Source organism: Zhongshania sp. (genome assembly GCF_041623545.1).
Classification (GTDB): Bacteria; Pseudomonadota; Gammaproteobacteria; order Pseudomonadales; family Spongiibacteraceae; genus Spongiibacter.
In genome coordinates this window covers 1-23,827 of record NZ_JBFJWS010000017.1, presented here as the reverse complement: position 1 = coordinate 23,827, position 23,827 = coordinate 1, and the positions used below count along the sequence as shown (strand labels likewise).

At 53.6% G+C, this 23,827-nt stretch carries 25 protein-coding genes and 1 other RNA gene; 12 read left to right on the top strand and 14 right to left on the bottom strand.

Features of this window, described 5'->3' with window-relative positions; genetic code table 11:
• Nucleotides 1-30: 30 nt before the first annotated feature.
• The 6 genes from ABYT30_RS04270 to ABYT30_RS04245 all read right to left on the bottom strand — a co-directional run bounded on the left by ABYT30_RS04270 (nucleotide 31) and on the right by ABYT30_RS04245 (nucleotide 7,476).
• Nucleotides 31-1,677: an ABC transporter permease gene (locus ABYT30_RS04270; protein ID WP_373095375.1), complete on the bottom strand. Its 1,647-nt coding sequence runs from the start codon at nucleotides 1,675-1,677 to the stop codon at nucleotides 31-33.
• Entirely contained in the window at nucleotides 1,678-2,724 is a 1,047-nt protein-coding gene (locus ABYT30_RS04265) for an extracellular solute-binding protein (RefSeq protein ID WP_373095372.1), read from the bottom strand.
• Nucleotides 2,725-3,001: 277 nt separating this feature from the next.
• Nucleotides 3,002-4,231, bottom strand: coding sequence for an FAD-dependent monooxygenase (locus tag ABYT30_RS04260; RefSeq protein WP_373095369.1), 1,230 nt, complete (start codon nucleotides 4,229-4,231; stop codon nucleotides 3,002-3,004).
• The gene (gene ubiH, locus ABYT30_RS04255) at nucleotides 4,231-5,487 is read right to left on the bottom strand and encodes a 2-octaprenyl-6-methoxyphenyl hydroxylase (RefSeq protein ID WP_373095367.1); all 1,257 of its coding nucleotides are present in this window, start codon (nucleotides 5,485-5,487) and stop codon (nucleotides 4,231-4,233) included. The genes ABYT30_RS04260 and ubiH overlap by 1 nt, the downstream gene beginning before the upstream one ends.
• On the bottom strand, nucleotides 5,474-6,805 hold the full coding sequence (pepP, locus tag ABYT30_RS04250) for a Xaa-Pro aminopeptidase (protein ID WP_373095364.1): 1,332 nt from the start codon (nucleotides 6,803-6,805) through the stop codon (nucleotides 5,474-5,476). Before pepP ends, ubiH begins: the two co-directional genes overlap by 14 nt.
• Before the next feature lie 89 nt (nucleotides 6,806-6,894).
• Nucleotides 6,895-7,476, bottom strand: coding sequence for a UPF0149 family protein (locus ABYT30_RS04245; protein ID WP_373083600.1), 582 nt, complete (start codon nucleotides 7,474-7,476; stop codon nucleotides 6,895-6,897).
• Nucleotides 7,477-7,671: 195 nt separating this feature from the next.
• On the opposite strand from ABYT30_RS04245, the gene ABYT30_RS04240 reads away from it, so the two are divergent.
• From ABYT30_RS04240 to ABYT30_RS04225, 4 genes are all read left to right on the top strand, one after another.
• Nucleotides 7,672-7,881: a TIGR02449 family protein gene (locus ABYT30_RS04240; RefSeq protein ID WP_008252340.1), complete on the top strand. Its 210-nt coding sequence runs from the start codon at nucleotides 7,672-7,674 to the stop codon at nucleotides 7,879-7,881.
• The gene (locus ABYT30_RS04235; protein WP_373083599.1) at nucleotides 7,878-8,186 is read left to right on the top strand and encodes a cell division protein ZapA; all 309 of its coding nucleotides are present in this window, start codon (nucleotides 7,878-7,880) and stop codon (nucleotides 8,184-8,186) included. The genes ABYT30_RS04240 and ABYT30_RS04235 overlap by 4 nt, the downstream gene beginning before the upstream one ends.
• Nucleotides 8,187-8,238: 52 nt before the next feature.
• A non-coding RNA gene (gene ssrS, locus ABYT30_RS04230) (6S RNA) lies at nucleotides 8,239-8,419 on the top strand.
• Between the two features lie 55 nt (nucleotides 8,420-8,474).
• Nucleotides 8,475-9,092, top strand: a complete 618-nt coding sequence (locus ABYT30_RS04225) for a 5-formyltetrahydrofolate cyclo-ligase (protein WP_373095362.1) — start codon at nucleotides 8,475-8,477, stop codon at nucleotides 9,090-9,092.
• A 6-nt stretch (nucleotides 9,093-9,098) separates the two neighbouring features.
• Here ABYT30_RS04225 and ilvA read toward each other — a convergent pair whose 3' ends face one another.
• Nucleotides 9,099-10,616 (bottom strand): threonine ammonia-lyase, biosynthetic, encoded by a 1,518-nt coding sequence (ilvA, locus tag ABYT30_RS04220; RefSeq protein WP_373084192.1) that lies wholly within the window; start codon nucleotides 10,614-10,616, stop codon nucleotides 9,099-9,101.
• Between the two features lie 226 nt (nucleotides 10,617-10,842).
• On the opposite strand from ilvA, the gene rpiA reads away from it, so the two are divergent.
• On the top strand, nucleotides 10,843-11,514 hold the full coding sequence (gene rpiA, locus ABYT30_RS04215; RefSeq protein ID WP_373095359.1) for a ribose-5-phosphate isomerase RpiA: 672 nt from the start codon (nucleotides 10,843-10,845) through the stop codon (nucleotides 11,512-11,514).
• Between the two features lie 81 nt (nucleotides 11,515-11,595).
• On the opposite strand, the gene ABYT30_RS04210 is transcribed toward rpiA, so the two are convergent.
• Both ABYT30_RS04210 and ABYT30_RS04205 read right to left on the bottom strand, forming a co-directional pair.
• Nucleotides 11,596-12,261 (bottom strand): fumarylacetoacetate hydrolase family protein, encoded by a 666-nt coding sequence (locus tag ABYT30_RS04210; protein ID WP_373095356.1) that lies wholly within the window; start codon nucleotides 12,259-12,261, stop codon nucleotides 11,596-11,598.
• A gap of 15 nt (nucleotides 12,262-12,276) precedes the next feature.
• Nucleotides 12,277-13,686 carry an FAD-binding oxidoreductase gene (locus ABYT30_RS04205; protein WP_373095353.1) on the bottom strand — a complete coding sequence of 470 codons (1,410 nt, stop codon included), beginning with the start codon at nucleotides 13,684-13,686 and terminating at the stop codon, nucleotides 12,277-12,279.
• Between the two features lie 93 nt (nucleotides 13,687-13,779).
• On the opposite strand from ABYT30_RS04205, the gene serA reads away from it, so the two are divergent.
• Both serA and ABYT30_RS04195 read left to right on the top strand, forming a co-directional pair.
• Nucleotides 13,780-15,006, top strand: coding sequence for a phosphoglycerate dehydrogenase (gene serA / locus ABYT30_RS04200; RefSeq protein ID WP_373083878.1), 1,227 nt, complete (start codon nucleotides 13,780-13,782; stop codon nucleotides 15,004-15,006).
• Between the two features lie 20 nt (nucleotides 15,007-15,026).
• Nucleotides 15,027-15,398 (top strand): hypothetical protein, encoded by a 372-nt coding sequence (locus ABYT30_RS04195; protein ID WP_373083876.1) that lies wholly within the window; start codon nucleotides 15,027-15,029, stop codon nucleotides 15,396-15,398.
• Nucleotides 15,399-15,450: 52 nt separating this feature from the next.
• Here the strand turns inward: ABYT30_RS04195 and ABYT30_RS04190 are convergent, their stop codons facing one another.
• Nucleotides 15,451-16,395, bottom strand: a complete 945-nt coding sequence (locus tag ABYT30_RS04190) for an alpha/beta hydrolase (RefSeq protein ID WP_373084631.1) — start codon at nucleotides 16,393-16,395, stop codon at nucleotides 15,451-15,453.
• Nucleotides 16,396-16,411: 16 nt separating this feature from the next.
• Nucleotides 16,412-17,182 carry an SDR family NAD(P)-dependent oxidoreductase gene (locus ABYT30_RS04185; protein WP_373084633.1) on the bottom strand — a complete coding sequence of 257 codons (771 nt, stop codon included), beginning with the start codon at nucleotides 17,180-17,182 and terminating at the stop codon, nucleotides 16,412-16,414.
• A gap of 253 nt (nucleotides 17,183-17,435) precedes the next feature.
• Here ABYT30_RS04185 and ABYT30_RS04180 point away from each other — a divergent pair, with 253 nt between their 5' ends.
• Complete coding sequence (locus ABYT30_RS04180; RefSeq protein ID WP_373084975.1) at nucleotides 17,436-17,825, top strand: hypothetical protein; 390 nt, start codon at nucleotides 17,436-17,438, stop codon at nucleotides 17,823-17,825.
• Between the two features lie 42 nt (nucleotides 17,826-17,867).
• Here ABYT30_RS04180 and ABYT30_RS04175 read toward each other — a convergent pair whose 3' ends face one another.
• Nucleotides 17,868-18,659, bottom strand: a complete 792-nt coding sequence (locus ABYT30_RS04175; protein ID WP_373095351.1) for a hypothetical protein — start codon at nucleotides 18,657-18,659, stop codon at nucleotides 17,868-17,870.
• 345 nt (nucleotides 18,660-19,004) lie between these two features.
• Between ABYT30_RS04175 and mscL the strand changes: the two genes are divergently transcribed.
• The gene (mscL, locus tag ABYT30_RS04170; protein ID WP_373095348.1) at nucleotides 19,005-19,457 is read left to right on the top strand and encodes a large-conductance mechanosensitive channel protein MscL; all 453 of its coding nucleotides are present in this window, start codon (nucleotides 19,005-19,007) and stop codon (nucleotides 19,455-19,457) included.
• A 16-nt stretch (nucleotides 19,458-19,473) separates the two neighbouring features.
• Here the strand turns inward: mscL and ABYT30_RS04165 are convergent, their stop codons facing one another.
• Both ABYT30_RS04165 and ABYT30_RS04160 read right to left on the bottom strand, forming a co-directional pair.
• Nucleotides 19,474-20,019: a hypothetical protein gene (locus ABYT30_RS04165; protein ID WP_373095345.1), complete on the bottom strand. Its 546-nt coding sequence runs from the start codon at nucleotides 20,017-20,019 to the stop codon at nucleotides 19,474-19,476.
• A 41-nt stretch (nucleotides 20,020-20,060) separates the two neighbouring features.
• A complete protein-coding gene (locus ABYT30_RS04160) occupies nucleotides 20,061-20,735 on the bottom strand; it encodes a DUF924 family protein (RefSeq protein ID WP_373083388.1) in 675 nt (224 codons plus the stop codon).
• Between the two features lie 14 nt (nucleotides 20,736-20,749).
• Between ABYT30_RS04160 and ABYT30_RS04155 the strand changes: the two genes are divergently transcribed.
• The 3 genes from ABYT30_RS04155 to dxs all read left to right on the top strand — a co-directional run.
• Nucleotides 20,750-20,983: an exodeoxyribonuclease VII small subunit gene (locus ABYT30_RS04155; RefSeq protein WP_373083387.1), complete on the top strand. Its 234-nt coding sequence runs from the start codon at nucleotides 20,750-20,752 to the stop codon at nucleotides 20,981-20,983.
• Between the two features lie 3 nt (nucleotides 20,984-20,986).
• Nucleotides 20,987-21,904, top strand: coding sequence for a polyprenyl synthetase family protein (locus ABYT30_RS04150; protein WP_373095342.1), 918 nt, complete (start codon nucleotides 20,987-20,989; stop codon nucleotides 21,902-21,904).
• 78 nt (nucleotides 21,905-21,982) lie between these two features.
• On the top strand, nucleotides 21,983-23,827 hold a 1,845-nt coding region (gene dxs, locus ABYT30_RS04145; protein WP_373095340.1), incomplete at its 3' end, for a 1-deoxy-D-xylulose-5-phosphate synthase.

The following is a 23,827-nucleotide window of genomic DNA, read 5'->3' as shown; positions in this document are numbered from 1 at the left end:
TTAACGCCGCTGCCAAGAAATACAAAGTGCTCAGTGACGACTTTGACGGATACTGATTATCACTGGGATTAATCCCGCCGCCACTAAGGTCAACGCCGGCAGCGCTGCGAGCTGCCACTGACCCTCGGCGGTCATTTCATAAATTCGCACCGCGAGGGTGTCCCAGCCATAGGGACGCAGTAATAGCGTAGCAGGCATTTCTTTCATTACATCTACAAATACCAGCACCGCTGCAGTTAATAAACCCGGCCGCAGCATGGGCAAATAAATTCGCCACACCAATGCCCCGCCATTCGCGCCAAGGGTTCGCGCGGCCTCGGGCAGGCTCGGGCGAATACGCTCCAATCCCGACTCCAGCGGACCGGTGGCCACCGCAAGAAATCGAATCCAGTAGGCAGCCAGCAGGGTTAGCAATGAGCCCACCAATACCGGCGCCGGCGTCATACCAAAGAAATGCTGCATTGGAATGAAAAACTGGTTATCAATATAGGTGAAGGACAGCATAATGCCCACCGCCAACACCGACCCCGGCAGGGCGTAGCCTAATTGCGCGGAACCGTAAATCGAGCTCATGCGGCTTTTTTGACGACGATTGAATGCCAAGACCAAGGCCAAGGCTACCGTCACCAGTGCAGCTATGCCCGCCAAGCTCACGGAGTGCTCTAACAACTCAAAAAACCGCCGATCGAGCTGAGCGGCCCCAGCGCCAATCGCCCAAAAGATTAATTGCACCACCGGCAGCAAAAAAGCGAGGAACAACACCGCTGCGCATGCCAAGCTTATCATCCACGCCGTTACCGGCGACAAACTAAACCGAAAGCGATGCTGCAAGCGCGCCCCCTGCACAAAGCGCCGTCCACCTCGAGACCGGCGCTCGGCAAATAGCGTTAGAGCAACAAATAGCAACAGTATAGAAGCCAACTGAGCAGCGGCCTGCAAATTGAAAAAACCAAACCACGACTTATATATTGCCGTGGTAAAGGTGTCGTAATTAAAAATTGCTACCGTGCCGAAATCAGCGAGGGTTTCCATTAGAGCCAAACTCACCCCGGCAATAATCGCTGGCCGCGCCATTGGCAGCGCTACGCGGAAAAACGCCTGCCAACCATTGCAGCCCAGCACCCGCGCTGCCTCAATAGTGTCACTGCTCTGGGACAAAAACGCGCTGCGCGCCAACATATACACATAGGGGTAGAGGACCAGCGAGAACACCACAATAACTGTGAGCTCGCTACGCACATCGACACTGCCATAGGCCTGTCCGACATTGGCCCGCAGAAAGCTCTGCAGCGGGCCACCGAAATCAAAAACCCCCAAGGTAACAAAGGCCATGACATAGGCCGGCACTGCCATCGGCAACATCAACAGCCATTCAAACCAAGCGCGACCGGGAAAATCGCACATTACCGTAAACCATGCCAAGCCAATCCCCAGCACACTCACCAGTACGCCAACCCCCACCAACAAGGTCAGCGTATTGGCGAGCAAACTACCCAGCTGGGTCGCGATGAGATGCTGCCAGATGTCGGTTTGTTCAGAGGACCAGCTCAGCACCACAACCAGTATCGGTGCTAGCACACCAAATACGGCAAGCAGACCGACTGCCCGCAACAGCCAAATGGCGGCGCCGGTGCGGCGTGGCGCGCTCGGCGCCACAACTAGCCGTGAAGCCTGCACTCAGCGATATCCCGCCCGGTCCATTAATTTGATTGCGTCACTTTGCAAACGCCCAGCCTCACTCATTGGCATGTAATCTGGACGGAAACTGCCCCATTGCTGAATCAACGCCGACGGTGCAGTCGCATCATTGACGGGATATTCTAAATTCAAACTAGCGAAATCATATTGGGCCGCCGACGCCGACAGCCACTCCAATAAACGCAGCGCCTCCGCCTTATGCTTGCTGGCCTTGGTGATACCTGCACCGGAAATATTCACATGAACACCGCGGCCAGCAGGGCCATCACCCTGTTGATTTGCCCAGAACAAACCCACGGGAAGCTTTGGGTTGTCGGCCAACATTCTGGCCAGATAATAGGTGTTCACCAAACCGACGTCGCACTGACCGGCGTCAATTGCCTCAATCACCTTATTGTCGCTAGCAAAGGGCGCGACCGCCAAGTTCTCGACCCAGCCAGCAACCACTTGCTCAGCTTTCGCTTGGCCTAGGGCCACAATCAAACTTGCGACGAGGGATTGGTTATAAACCTTTTTCGCCGTGCGCAGACACAAGCGGCCCGACCACTCGGGATTCGCTAAGTCCTCATAGCCGCCAAGCTCTTCTGGCTTAACGCGGTCTGTCGCATAGACAATGGTCCGCGCCCGAATCGAAACACCAAACCAGCGGCCCTGCTCATCGCGCAGCGCAGGTGGCACATTGGCACTAAGCACCGCAGACTGTACCGGCTCTAAAACCCCGATTTCGGCCGCTTGCCATAAGTTACCTGCGTCCACGGTAATCAACATGTCCGCAGGGGAGTTTTCGCCCTCCGCGCGCAATCGTGCCAGCAAAGGGCCTGCGTCATCGGTGACATAGCGGATACGGATACCGGTTTCTTCAGTGAAATCGTCAAAGATAGGCTTGATGAGTTGCTCAATACGGGAGCTGTACACCACCAGCTCAGGGCCGCTAGCACTATCGGCGGGAGGAGCGCTGCGACCACAGGCCGCTACCCCTACGACAAGCAAAATTGCCAATAGCCGTGCCGCGATTTTCACCATCATCAACGCCTCTCAAAATAAATTCGGGCGTAGATGATAATTATTATCATTCAAATTCTCAATGCATTCCGCTGATTATCCATTAATTAAGCGGACTTAGCCGTGATAAGTGAGTCGTGGTGCCCTCGGACGATAAGCGCCTTTTTGCATTTCGCGGTTTCTCGTATGCCTTAAAGTAAACCGCGCCCGACATCAGACTTCCGACGCCGACTCGTTTTGCACCTATCGTCTCTCATCGAGTGTAATGCGACAGAATAGGGCTTTTCCGAGAGATCCCGCATTACAACGGCCCTGATATCCCCATGGCCTTGGCGATAATCTGCCGCTTTAAGGACAACGCTTTATTTAGCCAGCTCATACCACTGTTGCGGAGTAAGCGCAGGGGCATGGCGGGGGTTTCGAACAGGTGCTGAAAGCCCTCCATCATTGCCATCATCGCCAAGTTGCCGCCTTTGCGACGGCGCTGATAGCGACTCAACATACCTGACTCAATCAAGGACAAACCCCGTTTATGGGCGCGGTAACACTCCTCAGCTAACACCATGGCGTCTTGAAAGCCGAGATTGATGCCCTGCCCAGCTAAGGGATGAATGGTATGCGCCGCGTCCCCGAGCAGAACCACGCCATCGCTAACATAGTCTGCCGCGTGACGCTGGCGCAGCGGAAAGCTCACCCGCCGACTACAGGCCACGATACGGCCTAACCGATGCTCAAATTTCGCACCCAACTCCCGGCAAAAGGCATCATCATCCAGCGCCATTAAATGCTCGGCCTGCTCAGGCAGGGCTGACCATACAATCGAGCAGTAGCGCTGCTCACCCGCAGTATCCGGCAAGGGCAAAAAGGCCAGCGGGCCTTCAGGCTGAAAGCGCTGCCACGCGGTATTTTGGTGGGGCTCGGCGGTTTCGATGGTCGCCACAATAGCGTGGTGATGATAATCCCACTCCCGCGTGACAAAACCGGCCCAATCGCGAATACGTGAATTGGCACCGTCAGCGGCCACCACCACCGGGCTGCGCAAGACCCGGCCATCCGCCAAGGTCAGTGCCACCCCACCACTCTGCTTTTCCAAGCTGGCAACCGGATTAGCAAAGTAACACTTCACTCCCGCCGACTCCCTCAGACGATGAATAAGCGCCGCATTGAGAAGCCGGTTTTCAACAATATGTCCTAGTGCCGCGCGCTTCACTTCACTGGCAGCAAAATGGATGCGGCCGGTGCCTTCACCGTCCCACACTTCCATATCAGTATAGGCGCAGACGCGGCGCGCACTGACCTCAGGCCAAACCCCTAACTCGTCAAGAAACTCCCGCGAACCTTCCGTTAACGCACTGACTCTAGCGTCATAATCAAAAACACTCTCTTCCAGCGGCGGCCAGCCTTCGCGCACTGCCTGCCCCTCGATTAATGCTACTTTTAAGGGTAGGTCGGCCAGTGCCACGGCCAGCGCACCACCAGCCAAACCGGCGCCGACAATGATGAGATCGAATTCGGTGACACTTACCGACATTATTGAAACTCCGCTGATGAGCCGGGCATAATGCCCGCAGCCCGGGCCACAAACCGCGATTTTACCGGCGGCGTGACATCCAATAGTAACAAACCCAAATTACGGACCACGCTGAGCACCGGTTTACGATTGCTAAAAATCCCGGTGAGCTGATCTGAAAAGGCGGTGGTCATGCGCTGATCGACATTTTGATTGGCCACATAGCGCTGCAATATGCTTAGCTCACCCAATGCGCGTTTTTCACTATGCGCTTTAGCCAGCAAGCGGCTGAGACTGTCAGCATCGCGAAGGGCTAAATTAAATCCCTGCCCCGCGACTGGGTGCAGCGAGTGTGCGGCATTGCCCATCACCACTATCTGGCGGCGCACCTGTTCCTCGGCCTGCATTAACTGCAGCGGGAATGACGCCCGCTGCCCCACTTTTTGCAAACGCCCAAGCCGGTAGCCAAAATTGCGCTGTAACTCCGCCAAAAATTCTGCGTCGGACCACGCCATAACCTCTTCCGCCATTTTCTCTGGGAAGGTCCACACTAGGGCTGAGCGCGACTGACCACTGCCATCGTCAACCAGTGGCAATAAGGCCAGCGGACCGCGCTCGGTAAAACGCTCATAAGCACAACCCTGATGGGACTGCTCGCTAGCCACATTGGCGATGACCGCCAACTGATGATAATCCGCAACTGTCGCGGCAATCCCCAACTGGCTGCGCAAGCCTGACTCCGCACCGTCGGCAACGGCGACTAATTGCGTCGTGATTTCGCGAAGGGCTTCTCCCTCTTGCAGACCTAGAGTGGCATAACCATCGGCAACATTGATTGCGGCGACCTTAGCAGGCGATAAGAATTCTATATTGGTATGCTGACGCAAATGATTGAGCAAGACATTGCCCAACCACATGTTTTCTACCACATAACCTAAAGCATCCCAGCCCTGGCTTTCGGCGGTCATCAATACGCTGCCAAAATGGCCGCGGTCAGAAACGTGTACTTTGGCAATGGTGCTCAAATGCTCCTGCAGCAACGACCACACCCCAAGCGCTTGGTATATCTGCTGGCTGCCAAAAGACAGGGCGGTGGAGCGCGCATCAAAGCTTGGCCGATAGGCCGGGACCCCTGACTCAGCCACGGGCGGCAACGGGAAGCTTTCGACTACCAGCACCCGCAAGCTACCTTTGCTGTGAGCATAGAGGCTCAACGCCAGACTGGCGCCAACCATGCCCCCGCCGGCAATCACCACATCGTAATCAGTGTGCGGCAAGGCGCGCCTCCGCCATCAACGCTTCAATTTCGTCTATTTCCTTGGGCACCGCCGCCGTTAAAATATCACAGCCGGTTTTAGTCACGACCACATCGTCCTCAATGCGAATACCAATACCCCGCCATTTTGCGTCGACATTGAGATTATCCGGAGCCACATAAATACCCGGCTCAACGGTCATCGCCATGCCCTCTTCTAAAACCCGCCACTCGCCGCCGATTTTATAGTCGCCGACATCGTGCACGTCCATACCAAGCCAGTGGCCGGCGCGATGCATATAAAAGGGCCGGTAGGCTTCAGCGGCAATTAATTCGTCAACCTCACCGCTAAGCAAGCCCAGCTTGACCAAGCCAGCGGTAATAACTTGCACCGTGGCATCATGGGCCTGATTCCAGTGATTACCGGCTTTAATCGTGGCAATAGCCGCTTTTTGGGAATCCAAGACTACCTCGTAGAGGGCGCGCTGCTCGGGAGAGAAACGGCCATTAGCGGGGAAAGTACGGGTAATATCTGCCGCGTAGTAATTCAGCTCGCAGCCTGCGTCGATCAACACCAAGTCGCCGTCGCGAATCTCACAACTGTTTTCCACGTAGTGCAAAATGCAGCCGTTTTTACCGGCACCGACAATGGTGCTGTAGGCCGGATAGCGCGCACCGTTGCGACCGAATTCATGAAGTATTTCAGCTTCGAGTTGATACTCATATACACCGGGACGACACAGGCGCATCGCCCGGCAATGCGCCTCGGCAGAAATTTCACCCGCACGACGCATCAGCTTTTGCTCAGCGGCAGACTTATATAAACGCAGGTCGTGAAGATGGTGATCTAGATCCAAAAACTCACCCGGAGGCTGGGCGCCAGTGCGCACCTTGGAGCGGATCACATTCACCCACTGCATGACCTGCTGATCAAATTCAGTATGACGCCCCATCGCGTAGTAGACTCGCTGGCGCCCCTCAATCAAGCCCGGCAGAATATCGTCGATATCGCTAACCGGAAATGCGTCATCCGCGCCGTAATTCGCACAAGCGCCATCGGGACCTGCGCGATAACCCGTCCACAACTCCATCGCCGGATCGCGATCTTGGCAGAACAATACAACTTCACCATTGGCCCGCCCGGGCATAAGCACCAGTACGGCATTGGGCTCGTCAAAGCCGCTGAGATAATAAAAATCACTGTCTTGACGAAAGGGGTATTCGGTATCGCTATTGCGACTCACCATCTTGGCGGCGGGCACAATGGCAATGCTGCCCGGCTCCATCAAGGCCATTAGGTTTTTGCGGCGGCGGGCAAACTCCTGCTTGCTTATCGTCATGTTTATCTCATTGCTCGCTAGAATTGATTCAGGACTAAATGTATACACCGAGCTTATCACAGGGCAAGCTTACGTATTAACGGCACAAATTAATGCAGGCGCCCACTACTATCGCCGTCGCCATAGTTTGGCGACAACTGATTGAACTCAGCAAAGATGGTCATTACCGCAATTCGCACATACTCGCTTACCGCGAAATAATCCTGCTCACCCTCCTCATCATCGCCCTCATCAGCGGAGACTTGGGCAATAGCCGCGATATCGCTAATGGCTTCAGTCAGTTCCTCAGAGTAGGTTTTAGCCTCCCCGGCCTGCTGCTTGCCCGCCATGGCAAAGCCCGTCAAATACCCCTGACACCACTGCCCAAGGCTGGCAATACGCTGATCCAGATCAAACTCATCATCGGGCAACAACAACTCTAAATCCATCTCACCGGATTCCAAACCCAATAAAGCGGTGCAATATACCGTATAGAGTGCGTCACTTTGCTCGGGGTTCGGCGCTTCGCAGTCCAGCAAATCCACGCAGTGCTGCAACCAGCCGTCCTGCTCCAAACGACCGCCGACCGAGATAAACCCCGCCGCATACCCGTGCAGTTCGGCGGGCGGCTGCAAGGCGCCGAGACTGAGAAAAAGGTTCGCGAGATCGTCGTGTTCTAAACTGGCGGCCATGATAAACGTCCATTAATACTGGTAAGCCCGCAATGGTAGCGCTGCACAGGCTTAAAATCGAATACCAATCAGCGAGGCGACACATATATATGGCCTAAAACGCCTAATATCATGCAAACTTAATTACATTGACCCACTGCTAAGCCTCACTCTACTATAATCTGATTATTTTCTAGGTACGGACGCGATCTAAGTATGGATGAGCGACAGTTGCAACTTGTGGAACGAAAAGTGGACGAGCTTGTCCAGTTGTGTGAACAATTAGACAAGGAAAATCGTGCTCTTAAGGCCGACGCTAGACACTGGCGGACCGAGCGCGAACAACTGATCGAAAAAACCGATATTGCCCGCGCCAAGATTGAATCCATGATTCAGCGGCTGCGCGCGCTGGAGAAAGAATCGTGAGCACCCCGACCGTCGTAATAAAAATTCTTGATAAAGAATATCAAGTCGCCTGCCCCTTAGAAGAACAAGGCGCACTGATGCAAGCTGGCCAATACTTAGACAAGCAAATGCGCGGCATCCGCACCTCTGGCAAGGTCGTTGGCCTAGAGCGCATTGCCGTGATGGCGGCCCTGAACATCAGCTATGAAATGTTGCAAAACAAGAAAAATGCAACCCCCAGCGAAGCGGAAACTGCGGCAGTAAAGCGTATTACCGACAAAGCCGAAGAAACCCTCCATCGTTGCCGGCAAATGGATATCAGTTAATCCCCTTACTCCCCCACCCTGTTATTGGGACAAGGCTAACGTTATACTGACCACCACCCTGGGATATTTGCTAGGCCGTCTAGACCCCTGAGCCGATGCTTTTATACCCGGAGTGCTTTAGCCGGGATCCGTGTGCATGTCCGCTTGTCGGAAAGCCTAACGATCTCGCGGAGTGCTCCACCTTGAACCGCTGGGTTCAAGGGCCACGCGGCCAGCGGTATCTTGGGGCTTTTTAACACTCCTCGCTCACAACAGCTTTTCCAAGCATTCTATCGCTATAATGCGAATATGAACTCAGCGCTTAAAACCCAACTTCGTCAACGCCTCCGAGAGCGGCGCCGGCTAATTTCGCCCAGCCAGCAGCACTTGGCCGCTCAGCAATTGATGCTGCGTATAATTAAACTCAGTGCGTATCGCCGCGCCGGCCATATTGCCGCGTACATGGCCAGCGATGGCGAAATCTCCCCTGAATACCTATTGCGCCACGCGAGTCTGCAACGCAAAACCTGCTATTTGCCCCGTATTGATGTGACCAAGCCAAGCCGTAAACGCATGGGCTTCCAGCGCTACCACCCCCGCCAAGCCCTACGAGCGAACCGTTATGGCATTGGCGAACCGGCAGGTCTGCGCCATTGTGCACGTGCCCCCAAACACTTGGATATTGTTCTAGTGCCACTGGCGGGCTTCGATAAAGAAGGAAAACGGCTTGGCATGGGTGGCGGATTTTACGACCGCTGTTTCGCCTTTAAAAAACACAGGCCGCAACAAAAACCACTGCTGATTGGCATCGCCCACCACTGCCAAGAAGTTTCGGCACTGCCCGTCGATGAATGGGATATTGGGCTAGATATGATCATTACCGACCGCGCCGTGATCCATCCGCGGCGTGGTCGGGGTAAAAGCTAAGCAGCCTCAGCTCAAAAACAGGGTATAGGCCGGGTTATCGCTTTCTTCATGATAGGGGTACGCTAACTGATCAAGAAAGGCTTCAATATCCTTGCGCTCCTCCTTCGTCGCTTGCAAACCAACCAATACTCGACCATAGGCCGCACCGTGGTTGCGGTAATGAAACAGCGAGATATTCCAGCGGTTGCCCAACTTGGTCAAAAAATTCATCAGCGCGCCGGGCCGCTCTGGAAATTCAAAGCGGTACAGTAGTTCATTGCTAACTGCAGCTGGCCGATGACCTCCCACCATGTGACGAATATGGAGCTTGGCCATTTCATTGTCAGTGAAATCCGCCACGGGATAATCCAATTGCTGTAGCGCTGCCACCAACTCTTTGCGATCACCACCACCGGCAGCCACCGACACGCCAACAAAAATCTGAGCATCGCGGTCATCGCTGTAGCGGTAATTAAACTCGGTAATATTGCGGCGACCCAGCGCCGCGCAGAATTTTTTGAAGCTGCCGGCTCGCTCCGGAATCGTCACGCTGAGAATCGCCTCGCGCTGCTCGCCAATTTCGGTGCGCTCGGCAATATAGCGCAGACGGTCAAAATTGGTATTGGCGCCGCTGTCGATGGCCAACAGCGTCTGGCCTGCGCAATCATTTTCCTCAACGTATTTCTTCAAGCCAGCAAGGGCAAGCGCGCCCGCAGGCTCAGCAATAGAGCGGGTGTCATCGAAAATATCTTTGATCGCGGCACAAATCTCATCGGTCGTGGCGGTCATACAGCCATCGATAGTTTTACGCAATACCCGGAAGGTTTCCTTGCCAATCTGCGCCACCGCGACACCGTCAGCAAAAATACCAACCTCGGGCAATATCGCCCGCCGACCTTTTTCCATGGCTAGCTTTAAGCAGGCCGCGTCTTCTGGCTCTACAGCAATGACTTTCACTTCAGGGCGCACATATTTGATATACGCCGCCACACCCGCCGCTAAACCGCCGCCGCCAACCGGCACAAACACCGCGTCTAAGGGGCCGGTGACCTGACGCAAAATCTCCATACCCACGGTGCCCTGCCCCGCAATAACCTCGGGGTCATCGTAGGGATGGACGTAAACCATGCCTTTTTCTTCGACAAGTTTTTTCGCGAATACCGAAGCCTCGTCATAGGTATCGCCAACTAAAACGACCTTGCCGCCACGAGACCGCACCGCATCGACTTTAATTTGCGGGGTAGTTTTAGGCATAACAATGGTGGCTTTTACGCCAAGCTTTAAGGCCGCTAAGGCCAAGCCTTGCGCGTGATTACCCGCCGAAGCCGCGACCACACCCTTGCGCCGATCTTCTTCGCTAAGGCTGATCATCTTGTTATAGGCACCGCGTAACTTGAAGGAGAATACCGGCTGCAAATCTTCGCGCTTGAGTAAGACATTATTCGCCAACCGCTTGCTTAGCAGGGGCATTTCATCCACAGGCGATTCAATGGCCACATCATAAACGCGGGCCTTGAGGATTTTCTTTATATAGCTTTGTGGCATAGCCTTAACACATCTCCATTAACACGCCAGCGGTGGCTGCGACGCAAAAATTCCAGCGGGCAAGTCTACCGCGTCTCGGTGCAAAGCGCAGCATTAGCCACTCCCACCGCCACATCCACAACCTCGCTACTCCGCCAAATCGAAATCCGCCTCGCAATTGACTCCCGCAAATTTTATAATCGCCGGATCAACACCACTCGTTACACATTCATGCCAAGGGCCGACAATGACACAAGATGAGCTAAAACTCGCGGTAGCTCAAGCCGCGATCGATCACATCAAGCCCGCTATTTTTGACGGTGAGATCATCGGTGTTGGCACCGGTTCTACCGCCAACTTCTTTATCGACCTACTTGCTGAATTCAAAGATGAACTCAAGGGCACCGTTGCCAGCTCCGAAGCCTCGGCCCAGCGCCTGCGCAAACACGGTATTGAAGTACTGGAGTTAAATAGCTGCGGCACCATTGCGGTCTATGTCGACGGCGCCGATGAAGCCAATGAACGCTTAGAATTGATTAAAGGCGGCGGCGCGGCCCTGACTCGTGAGAAAATTGTCGCCGCTGCCAGCAAGCAATTTATTTGCATTGCCGACGGCAGTAAACTCGTTGACCAACTCGGCGCCTTCCCTCTGCCAGTGGAAGTTATCCCCATGGCCCGCAGCTACGTAGCGCGGGAGCTGGTTAAACTCGGTGGCAACCCGGTCTATCGCGAGGGCGTGGTTACCGACAACGGCAATATCATTCTCGACGTATACGACTTTATGATTGCCACGCCACGCAAAACCGAAGAGCAGATCAATAATATCACCGGCGTGGTGACAAATGGCTTGTTCGCCTGTCGGCCTGCGGATGTGTTGTTGCTGGGAACGGCACAAGGCGTGAAAACGCTTACCGCTTAATGCTGGGCGGGAGACGGTAAACGCAAAGGCAGCGCACTGTTTTTATCTTAGCGTCTTCCCTCTCCCGTCAAGCGCCTCCCGCTAAAGCACTACCGTCTCCACCTTCAACATCCCCTCCAACTCACACAGCAAATGATCGCCGCTGCACAGCGGGCCAACGCCCGCTGGAGTGCCGGTAAGTACAACATCACCAGGCATAAGACTGAAATTATGGCTGATTTCACTGAGCAGGGTTTCTACTGAAAACAGCATATCGGCGCAGCTGCCGTGTTGCTGCACACCGCCGTTTCGGCTTAGGCGCAATGTTAATGTCGCGAAATCTAATTTAGGGTCGAAGGGGATAAAGGCCGACAGCGGGCTGGCGCCGTCAAATGCCTTAGCGCGCTCCCAAGGCTGGCCCTTCTTTTTTAACTCGGATTGCAAATCTCGCAGAGTCAGGTCCAAGGCTAAGCCAATCCCAGCTATCGCAGCCCGGCACTGATCCGGAGCTGCTCCACTCAACGGCTGACCAATGAGCAGTGCTAATTCCAGCTCGTGGTGACAGCTGCCGTCACCAGCCGGCAATTCCAAGGGCTCCGCCATGGCCACCATGGCCGTGGCGGGCTTCATAAACAATAGCGGCGTATCCGGTACCTCATTACCCAGTTCTTTGGCATGCTCGGCGTAGTTACGGCCGACACAGACCTGCTTGCCCGGCGCAGCGGCAAATTCACTGCCGTCGATAAAGTGATGACGATAGAAACTCATGATGGCCACTCCGCGCTAATCGAATATCTTACCGGGATTCATTAAGCCCTTGGGGTCGAATATCTGCTTCACTTGCCGCATTAAGGCAATTTCTGTCTCTGAGCGCGAGTAGGTCAAATAGTCTTTTTTCAGCAAACCCACACCGTGCTCCGCAGATACGCTGCCGCCAAATTTCTCAACAATTTCAAACACCCCAATACTGACTGTGGCGCACTGAGCAAAAAAGGTTTCCTTGTCCAAATCATCAGGCTTGAGAATATTCAGATGCAAATTGCCATCGCCAATATGACCAAACCAAATAATTTCAAAATCCGGGTACTGCGCGGTTACCAGATTCTCTACGGCCTCGAGAAAGTTGGGCACCCGCGAAATAATCGTCGAAATATCGTTTTTATAGGGTGTCCACTGGGAAATAGTCTCGGAAATATCCTCGCGCAAGCGCCACAGGTTCTTCAGTTGCTCTATGCTTTGGCTCATTACGCCGTCGCTAACCCAGCCCTCTTCCACGCAGGCCTCGAATAATGCCATTGCCTGGGCCTCGACTTCGTCGTTAAGGCACTCAAATTCCAATAGCGCATAATAGGGACACACCGACTCAAAAGGACGAGGCACTTTGCTGTGGGCAACCACTTTTTGCAGTGCCTGCTCTGAGAAAAACTCAAACGCGGTCAGATCCATCTCGGCCTGAAAGCGATTAAACAGATTCATAATGCCGTTAAAATCTTCAACCCCCAGTACAAAAGCCGTGAGATTTTTAGGCTGACGGGTCAACTGCATGGTCGCTTCAACAATCAGCCCCAAGGTACCCTCAGCGCCAATAAAGAGCTGACGCAGATCGTAACCGGCATTGTTTTTCAGCAGGCCGCGATTCAATTCCAGTAAATCGCCATTACCGGTAACCACTTTTAGGCCCGCCACCCAGTCGCGGGTCATCCCGTAGCGAATGACTTTTATCCCGCCAGCATTAGTCGCAATATTACCGCCAATCTGCGAGGAGCCCGCAGAAGCAAAATCCACGGGGTAAAACAGACCGCGCTCTTCGGCAAAGTCCTGCAATTGCTCGGTTATTACCCCAGCCTGGCAGACCACTGTGCGGTCAATGGGATCAAAGTCGCTGATATGGCTCATATAGTCGAAAGACACGACTACTTCACCGTTCGCGGCAACGGCGCCGCCACTCAGACCGGTGCGGCCGCCCGAGGGCACAATCGCAAATTCCAGTTTATTAGCCAGCTTAACGATGGCTTGCACCTCAGTCACCGTGCGGGGGAAAACCACCGCCATCGGCGCCGGGGTGTGGACTTTGGTCCAGTCACGGCCGTGGCTGAGCAAGATGTCAGCGTCGCTGCGGACCTTGTCCTCGCCGACAATGGCCTGTAAGTCTTTAACTACACTAGCAGAGGACGGTATTTGGCTCGCCGACATGGTAAAAATGCCTCTCAGAATCGCACGTGGGAAAGTGTAATATGATAACATACTGCGCTTTCACTTTACCTCAGAGTGGGGCGAGCAAATTTCATGGCAAAAACATCCCTCGACAAAGCCAAAATCAAATTCCTGCTATTGGAAGGACTTCACCAGTCCGCTGTCGATGCCCTACACGCGGCCGGCTATACCAATATCGACTATTACCAAAAAGCCCTGCCCGACGAGGAGCTTAAGCAAAAAATCGCCGATGCCCATTTTGTCGGCATTCGCTCACGCACCCAGCTCACCGCTGAAGTGCTGGATGAAGCTAAAAAGCTAATCGCAGTAGGTTGTTTTTGCATCGGCACCAACCAAGTTGACCTGCAGGCCGCTACCGAGCGCGGTATTGCGGTATTCAACGCGCCCTTCTCCAACACTCGCTCAGTTGCCGAGCTCGTCATCGCCGAGGCCATTTTGTTAATGCGCGGCCTGGCTGAGAAAAACGCCGCCGCGCACCGCGGTGAGTGGATGAAAACCGCGGTTGGCTCCTACGAGATTCGCGGCAAGCGCCTGGGCATTATCGGCTACGGCTCAATTGGTATGCAGCTGTCAGTTATCGCTGAAAGCCTTGGCATGGAAGTATGCTTTACCGACGTGGTCAACAAGCTGCCACTGGGCAATGCCAGCCAAGTCAGCATGGGTGAGCTATTAGCGACCTCAGACATTGTCACCCTGCATGTACCAGAAACCCTGTCGACTCAAATGATGATGGGCGCAGATCAGTTTGCGCAAATGAAAACCGGCGCGATTTTAATTAACGCCGCCCGGGGCACCGTGGTCGATATCGACGCACTGGTAAATGCCCTGCGTGACAACAAGCTGGCTGGCGCCGCCATCGACGTCTTCCCAGAAGAACCGCGCAGCAATAATGACGAGTTTATTTCGCCGCTGCGTGAATTCGACAATGTGTTTTTAACTCCCCACGTGGGCGGTTCGACCGTTGAAGCTCAGCTGAATATCGGCATGGAAGTCGCCGATAAACTGGTGAAATACTCAGACAACGGCACGAGCACTTCCTCGGTTAACTTCCCAGAAGTCGCCCTGCCTGCCCATCCCGGCAAGCACCGTATTCTGCACATCCACCACAATGTGCCGGGCATACTCAGCGCGATCAACCTGATCTTCTCCGAGAACAATATCAATATCTCTAGCCAATACCTGCAGACCAGCGAGAAAGTAGGCTACGTGGTTATCGATATCGATGAAGCCTCCAGTGAATTCGCCGTTGAAAAATTACTCAACGTAAAAGGCACAATTCGCTGCCGCGTATTGTTCTAAGCAGGGATAGGTAAGGGTATATGTCTGATATTTTAAATCCAGAACTCGCCGCGCTACTCGACAAGCGCGCGATGGTCGGTATAACGTATTTCGATATCAACGGCGATACCCTTCAACAACGCATGCTCGCTGGCACCGTGGTGCGGGTAACCGCCAAAGACGGCATTACCCTGCGCCACAGCAACAGCAATGAATTCACCATTCCCTCCTCGACCGCGCCGTGGTTTGTTGCGCCGCCAGGCGATTACAAAACCAGCGACGACGAAGCCGTTAGTAACCCCGACTACCTGGTGATTTGGGACGTGCATCGCTGCCAAGACATGAACAAACCGGAAGGTGAACACGAGTGGTGGGAGTGGGTGGCGAATACCACGCCGCCGTCGGTGGGCTAGGTAAACGTCAGATGTCTGGCGTCTGGCGCCCGACATCCGACGTCCGACTCATTCAAAGATAATCATCACAGGCCTGCCACAGCTGCTCTCGGTACATTTCGCCCTCTTTCGCTAAATGATGGCGAGCACCGGGCACAAACACGACTTTTGCTTTCGGAAACTTCTGCTGAATACGCGGCAAGTTATAACGCCACTCTACGGTTTCATCAGCATCACCCTGCAAAATCAACATAGAGCTATTCACTGGCGCTTGCTTGAGAAACCATGGCTGCCATTTTTTCAGCGCACCTACCCAGCTTACAGGCAATGTTCTAGCCTGTAAGGGGTCTCGCTCACGCAAAAACTCTAAAAAAGCCTGGTCATCAGAGTTGTCAGCAAATTTGCGGGGGAGACTATGAATAAAATACTTTAATACGGCGTGGGCAGGTTTACCCCACCACCAATCGCAGGGCTTTAGCAGCGGCGCCATGAGCACCACATGCTCAAAGTCATCTTCGCCGCCGCTGAGCAAATGGGACATAAGCACTGCACAACCGGTACTTTGCGCCAAGGCAACTCGCCGCGCCGGCAAACCGAAATCAGCAACCACATTAAAGGCATCGCATAGAACTTGCCGGTAACGCATAAAGTCATCTATTGCGGCAGGCTCACCGCTCGACAAGCCGTGGCCTGGCATATCGTAAGCCACAACGGAATAACCGTGCTTTAAAAAATAATTAATGACGTTATCAAACAAGCCGACATGGTCATAATAGCCGTGGTAAACAAAGGCGGTGCTGTGAGCACCCGGCAAGCTAAAGACCTGCATAGCGATACGCTCACCCGCGCTATCAAACCCGCCAAACAAATGCCTTAGACCAGGGTATTGCTGATCAAAATCAATACCATAATAAGCGCGGTAACTCAGCGCCCAGGGTAACTTGGCAATGTCTGCATCAACATCAATATTAGGTAAGGCGGGAATAGCCTGACGATCCAATTCTGGCGACCACTTCATCGTATGACAACTCTTGTTATTTGAGCTTTTCAGCAGCAGCACGTAGACCTTGAGACACCAGTTGACGGCTGTCATCTCCCGGAATACAAATCACCCTGTCATTTTCACTATAAAGTTGCGCTAGACTATAGCGTACTAAATCTTCTGCGCTCCACCACATCTCATCAGGCACCGAGCTTTGATCAAAGCCACCAAAAGGTGCCCGCATATGGAATTCACTACGAGTATAGCTCGGGCACAAACACTGTACTTTAATATTGTCGCGACGAACCTCTTGCTGCAAGGACTCAGAGTAAGCATTGAGAAAAGCCTTACTCGCGCCGTACACAGCACAATTTTTTAAGGGGAAAAAGCTACCCATGGACGATACATTTATAATCCGCCCGCCGCCGCTGTCTTTCATATACGGCAGCGCTGCTCGACACAACGCCAAGGTGGCATTGCAGTGCAAGTTCACCATCGCCTGCTGATCATCCAAGTCCGCCTCGGCAAAACGACCGGTGGTACCGAAACCCGCATTATTGATCAACAGGGTAATAGGCCCTTTTTGACGAATTGCCTCCATCACTCTCGCCACACCAATGCTGCCGCTTAAATCAAGAGCGAGGCTGTATAGCGTTAGACCATCCTGCTTTAACTCGTCGCTCAACGCCGCTAATTTATGCTCGTCGCGCCCCACAAGCACCATCGCCTTGCAGCGCGGCGCCAATTGCTGGGCAAACGCCTTGCCAATACCCGCCGAGGCACCCGTGATCAACGCAATTTCTGTTCTTAATTCAGTCGTCATTAACACAGCCATTATTATCTAGTAAGAGCCGCAATAGCGCTGGCAAAGAGCACCAGGCTGTCGCTGCAAAACAATATATCAGGGACCGCCATTTTGCCCCTTATTCCGTCACGGAGATAGCACCACGCGGTTACCATATGGTAAGACGCTAGCCTGCATGTAAAACTAGCCGCATCGTTGCCCAATATATCAGTTACTATAATTGGCATCCGCAGCAAGCTCGGCAATGCTGCCTTATAAATTGAGAGTAATCATGCGAAAACTACTAATCTTTTTTGCTGCTGGCTGTGTTGGCGCACTGGTGAACAGCCTCGCTATCTGGCTACTCGGCGACCACGGGATTACTACTCGCCTAGGCATTGCGATCGCGCCGAATCTAAGCCCTAGCTGGCTGTACCCGCGGATTGTGTGGGGCGGTCTTTGGGGCTTGCTCTTTATTCTACCTATGCTCGCATCACGGCCTTTCAGCAAGGGCTTATTACTGAGCCTGCTGCCAACGGCTGTTCAGCTTTTTGTGGTTTTCCCCCAAGCCCAAAAGGGCTACGGCGGCCTAGAGCTCGGTTTATATACTCCTGCTCTCGTTTTGTTCGTGAATGGTATATGGGGCGCAACCACCGCACTGACCATTCGCTACGCCCGATGATAGCTCAATTCAAAAACGAAAATGCACTATCGACGGCCGTTGTTATTTACCGGTCTTCTTTGTTGCACCACTGATGCCATCGGGCTCTGAACCATCCAAGCCCTTAATAATTGCCGCAACGCGCAACACACAAAGCTCGGTAATCGACAGCAATAAATCGATCTCATCGAGCATGGCCGCTTGATAACTGGCCAATAAAGCGCGACTTTGCACCGTGGTGGCAGCCCCAGCAGTTGCAGCGATACGCGAGTCGGCGGCGATCAATTCGCCGTAGCGGTGCTTCTGCCAATCGTCGAACAGGGCATTCCACGCCCGAATTTCAGTCTTCAATTCACGATCCCGATCTTGCGTAAGCATTTGATAGGCCTCGGAGTCCGCGCAGGCCCCAGTGCATGCAGCCATCTTTTCGCTGATACCCATCTGCTTTCGCCCAAACGCGGCCTGCAACCAGCGCTTACGTTTTGCAAGCACTGCCTGCGAGGCATTGGCGCCCTCAGTCCTCGCGAGGTAGTCGGCATAACCTCGGCTAGCAGCTTGCACTTCAAGGCTATCAGTTGTGCTCGCAGAAATACTCACCCTCGCCTGCGGCGCTTCCCCGCCGTTCAAGGCAGAATTTTTAGCGCGCTCTGCGGCCAGTACCGCCGTAATGCGACTAAACTCAGGGTTAATTATTCTGCCATCGCGTTGCCATGTCAGAGCGTCGCCTGCATCAGCGGGCGGTTTCGGCACTTGGCGATATAAATCAGAAAGTGTTGCCGCCTCGGCAGACAAGCCATATAGGCAGAGACTTATCAGCAGAAAACAGCCTATATTTGACGGCGCGTTAAACTTCATTGTTGGCGATTCCAAGTTTTTCGGTGGGTGACTACAAGCCATGCAAGCAAAAATGACGCCTAAATTTCTCAGAACGCACTCCTTTTTCAAAACCCCGCGCTGCAGCCCTATTAAAGTAGCGTTTAAGCTATTGAGTTGGCCACTAGGCACGCCACGCACTATGCGGGCCATCTCCGAGCGATGCAGAGCAGAACGCGCTCCTGAATAGCGCCACTGCGCCACAAACGCCACCCCATAGGCATTTGCTGGCATTATGCGAATTTCGCATCTATACCTAGGCTAGCCCCCCACTGGGAGGCCACAATTAAGTCATTGAACATTCAATTTTAAGAGCGAGGCAGAACGATGCTGGCTGAATTTAAGAAATTTGCGATGCGTGGCAATGTGGTGGATATGGCGGTGGGCATTATTATCGGCGGTGCCTTTGGCACCATTGTTAAAAGCATGGTTGCTGACGTGATTATGCCCCCCATAGGCCTGCTTCTAGGTGGGGTCGATTTTGCAGATTTATTCATCACCCTAAAAGAGGGCGCCGTCGCCGGCCCCTATGCGAACTTGGCAGCAGCTCAGGCCGCAGGCGCGGTAACCGTTAACTATGGAGTATTTTTTAACGCTGTATTCAGCTTTATTATTGTCGCCTTCGCGGTATTCATGCTGATTAAAAGCATTAACAATATGCAAAAAGCAGAAGAAGCTGCACCAGCGGTCCCTAGCACCAAAGACTGTCCGCACTGCCTATCCAAAATAGCAATCAAGGCCAGTCGCTGCCCGCACTGCACCTCAGAGCTCACAACATAAACCGGCGCTGGCGGTGCTATTCAGCACCGCCGGTCGGCTTAACGGTTGTCGCATTTAATTGACGCCACCCGCTCTGCCCTAGTGTCTTTATAATAAGCGCCTTGTTTTCCGCCAAGACTTCTCGCCGCGCGGTTGCCATCATCGCGGCTTGAAGTTCAGGCTTGACCCCTGCCAGCACATAGAGGTGGCGCTGCGGGCTACTCACCTTATCAAGCACGCTAATCCCCTTAAACCGCGCCACCCGCGACCAATCCACCGCGGAGGGCACGACTAAGACCACAGAATTCGGCAACTCCGCCTGCAGCTTGGCGGCGGCATGAGCCAGTATTTTGGCCACTACCGCAGTCATGGCGGCTTTCCCTGCGAGGCGGTTTTGCAATGAAATCGAGGGCATCCGGCTTTTATCACCAACAGCCAACAAACCGGCACCCTCAAACTCATCCACACCACACAGCCAATCTGGCGCCGTACCGCGATCGCTGTCGGGGTAAGCACACTCGGCGTGCACAGACGCGCTCATGACAAAACAAAACACCAAGCCCAGCGGCAGTAAAGCGCGCATGAATTTCTCCATTTATTGCTGCAAGCCAAAACTGACTGCAACTAGAAAGATGAGCCAGCCGTACTCAAAAAAGTGATTTCAGCAGCTGTCGATTTTCGGCCTAAAATAGCATTTCGGTGAGGGTAGCGGCCAAACTCTTTTATAATTTCCTGATGTCGACGGGCAAACCTGTAATTATCAGCTAAACCTAAGGCCTCATATAAGCGCAGCGACGCATTTTGAATTGCCTCTGACTCGCTGTGCATATAGGGCATATACATAAACACCCGCTGGGTTTGACTCAGCTCTTCATCGGCACGGGCGCGAATCGCCTCTTGAGCCAAAATTAATGCCTGGCCATCTGCCGCAAATGCCCTAGGCTGATCGCGATATATATTGCGTGAAAACTGATCTAACACAATGATTTCGGCAAGTCGCCCCAAAGGCTTGTATCGCCAAGAGTAAAGCTCGCCAGCTAGTGCCGCGTGGTGAACGGCGCCAAATTGATTGGCAATATATTGATCAAGATCTGGGTCTTTCCGAAAATGGGCCGATGCCGGCAGTTCTTCGAACCAAAAATCGATTATCTTTTGAAAATGCATTAAATCCTGCGCCCATTCCAAGGACTGATCAGCATACCTTAGCCCTATCCAGCCAACCACCGTAAGTTCGCAATTACCCTGATCCACCAAGACACTGCTAGAATAGGCGCGCCCAAGACCCAATCGCCACAACACTTAGGGAGCATGTCATGGCCAAGGCAAAAGCAGTGAATTTTGAAACCGCCCTCACGGAACTCGAAAAGCTCGTGCAAAGTATGGAATCGGGCGACCTCAGCCTTGAAAACTCTCTAAAAGCATTTGAAAACGGTATGCAATTAAGCCGCGACTGCCAACAAGCTTTGGCGGATGCTGAGCAAAAAGTACAGTTGCTTATGGAAAAAGACGGCGAAATCCACAGTAAAACCCTCGTCGCGGAAGATTAATTAATGAACCCGGATTTTGCCGATTTTCTCGCCAACAGCCAGCAACGTGTACAACAAGCACTGCCGGCGCTACTGGACAATACCGGCAGCGAATACGCCGATGCCGACGCCAGCAGCAGCTTGCAAAGACTCAGTGAAGCTAGTATCTACAGCCTACTGAACGGCGGAAAGCGGGTTCGCGCCAGCTTGGTATACGCCACCGCGCAAGCGCTTGGCCACGAGAATAAAGCCGGACTCGACGAGATTGCCAGCGCCATTGAAATGATTCACGCCTACTCACTGGTTCACGACGATCTTCCCGCGATGGACGACGACGATTTACGCCGAGGCAAGCCAACCTGTCATATCGCCTATGACGAGGCTACCGCAATTCTGGTTGGCGACGCTCTGCAAGCTCGGGCCTTTGAAATACTCGCCACACTAGAAGGCGTCGATGCCGAGACCAAACTGGCCTTAATACAGCAATTAAGTGCCGCCGCTGGCCCCCGCGGCATGGTCGGCGGCCAAGCAATTGACCTCGCTGCCGTTAATCAACAGCTTGATCTCTCGGCCCTAAAAACCATGCACCAGCTTAAAACCGGGGCATTAATTCGAGTCTCAATTGCCATGAGCGCACTATTCTGTGGCGCCGATGAACAACAAATTGCGCTGCTAGACCGCTATGGCAAAGCCATTGGCCTGTCCTTTCAAGTACAAGACGATATTATCGACATAGAAAGCAATACTGAGACATTAGGGAAAACCCAGGGCGCGGATCAAGCACTGAACAAACCGACTTTCCCATCCCTACTCGGTATGACTGAAGCCAAACAGCTCGCCCAAGACCTGCACGCTGAGGCCTTGCAGGCTCTCAGCGGCTTTGATGAGCGTGCCGCACCACTGCGCGACCTGTCCCATTACATAATTGCGCGCCAACATTAAGAAGGCCGCTTTAAATAGGTAAAGCGGCTTAAATTCGTTTACAATCTCGCCTTTCACCGGTTCAGGGCCCCGCGTTTAATGTTTCAGGAAATCCCCCTTACACGACCAGCCACGCCACTGCTAGATTCCATCGACAGCCCGGCAGACCTGCGCCGCCTCGACGAAACTGAACTGGCAAGCTTGGCTGAGCAGTTGCGGGAATTCCTGCTCTACACCGTGGGCCAAACCGGCGGCCATTTCGGTGCCGGGCTTGGTGTGGTTGAATTAACCATTGCTCTACACTATGTATATAACACCCCTGACGACCGCCTGGTATGGGATGTAGGGCACCAGTGCTACCCCCATAAAATTTTAACCGGCCGTCGCGAACGTATGAGCGGCATGCGCAAGGCAAAAGGTTTGGCGGGCTTCCCAAAGCGGGAAGAAAGCCCTTACGATACCTTTGGTGTTGGCCACTCCAGCACCAGTATTAGCGCCGCACTGGGCATGGCCATTGCCGCTCGCCAACAAAACCTAAACCGTCATACCGTTGCAGTCATTGGTGACGGCGCGATGACCGCCGGCATGGCTTTTGAAGCAATAACCCACGCCACCCACACTGGCGCCAATATGCTAGTGATACTCAACGACAATCAAATGTCGATTTCCAAAAGCACTGGCGGCTTAAATACCTATTTCTCAAAGATGTGGGCCTCAAAGACTTATAACCAACTGCGCAGCGGCGGCAAAACCGTATTAAAACGGTTTCCTCGCTCGGCCACCGACCTTGCCGCTCGGCTCGAAGAATACATGAAAGGTATGGTATCGCCGGCGACTTTATTTGAAGAGCTAGGCTTTAACTACATAGGCCCCATCGACGGCCACGATCTCGATATGTTGGTACCAACCCTGCGCAATTTGCGGGAACTACCAGGCCCACAGATGCTGCATATCCGCACCCAAAAAGGTAAAGGCTTTGGGCCCGCCGAAGTGGACCCAGTCGGGTTTCACGCCATTTCAAAGATCGAGCCTAAACCAAGTAACGGCAACACCCCTACAGCAAAACCTGCGCGACCCAAATTCCAGGACATATTTGGAAGCTGGCTGTGCGATCAAGCCGAGAAAAGCCCAGAGCTGGTCGCCATTACCCCAGCAATGTGCGAAGGCTCGGGCATGCTCGAATTCTCCGAGCGCTTCGCCGACCGTTTTTACGATGTTGCTATTGCCGAACAACACGCCCTGACGCTGGCCGCCGGTATGGCCTGCGACGGATTAAAGCCGGTAGTGGCGATTTACTCGACCTTTTTACAGCGCGCCTACGACCAACTGATTCACGATATTGCCCTGCAAAACCTCGACGTTACCTTCGGCATAGATCGCGCAGGCTTGGTTGGCGAAGACGGCCCCACCCACGCCGGCGCCTTTGACCTCAGCTTTTTACGCTGCATCCCCAATTTAATTATTATGGCGCCCGCCGACGAGAATGAAACTCGGCAAATGCTGCACACCGCCTACCACTACCCCGGCCCGGCAGCAGTACGCTACCCCCGAGGCACCGGCCCAGGGATAAGCATTGACCAAGAAATGCAATTAATGGACATTGGCAAGGGCAGAATTCAGCGCCAAGGCCAGAAAATTGCCATTCTCAGCTTTGGCACCCTGCTTGCCTCGGCCCTCACCGCCGCAGAGGAACTCGACGCCACCGTCGCCGATATGCGCTTTGTAAAACCCCTCGATACCGACTTAATTGACGCCCTAGCAGACGACCACGATCTTTTGGTCACCCTCGAGGAAAATACGATTGCCGGTGGCGCGGGCAGCGCCGTGACTGAATACCTAAATCAGCAAAACCGCTGGATGCCAGTACTGCAATTGGGACTACCTGACGTTTTTATCGATCACGGCAAACACGATCAATTGCTCAGCGATATTGGCCTCGACGCC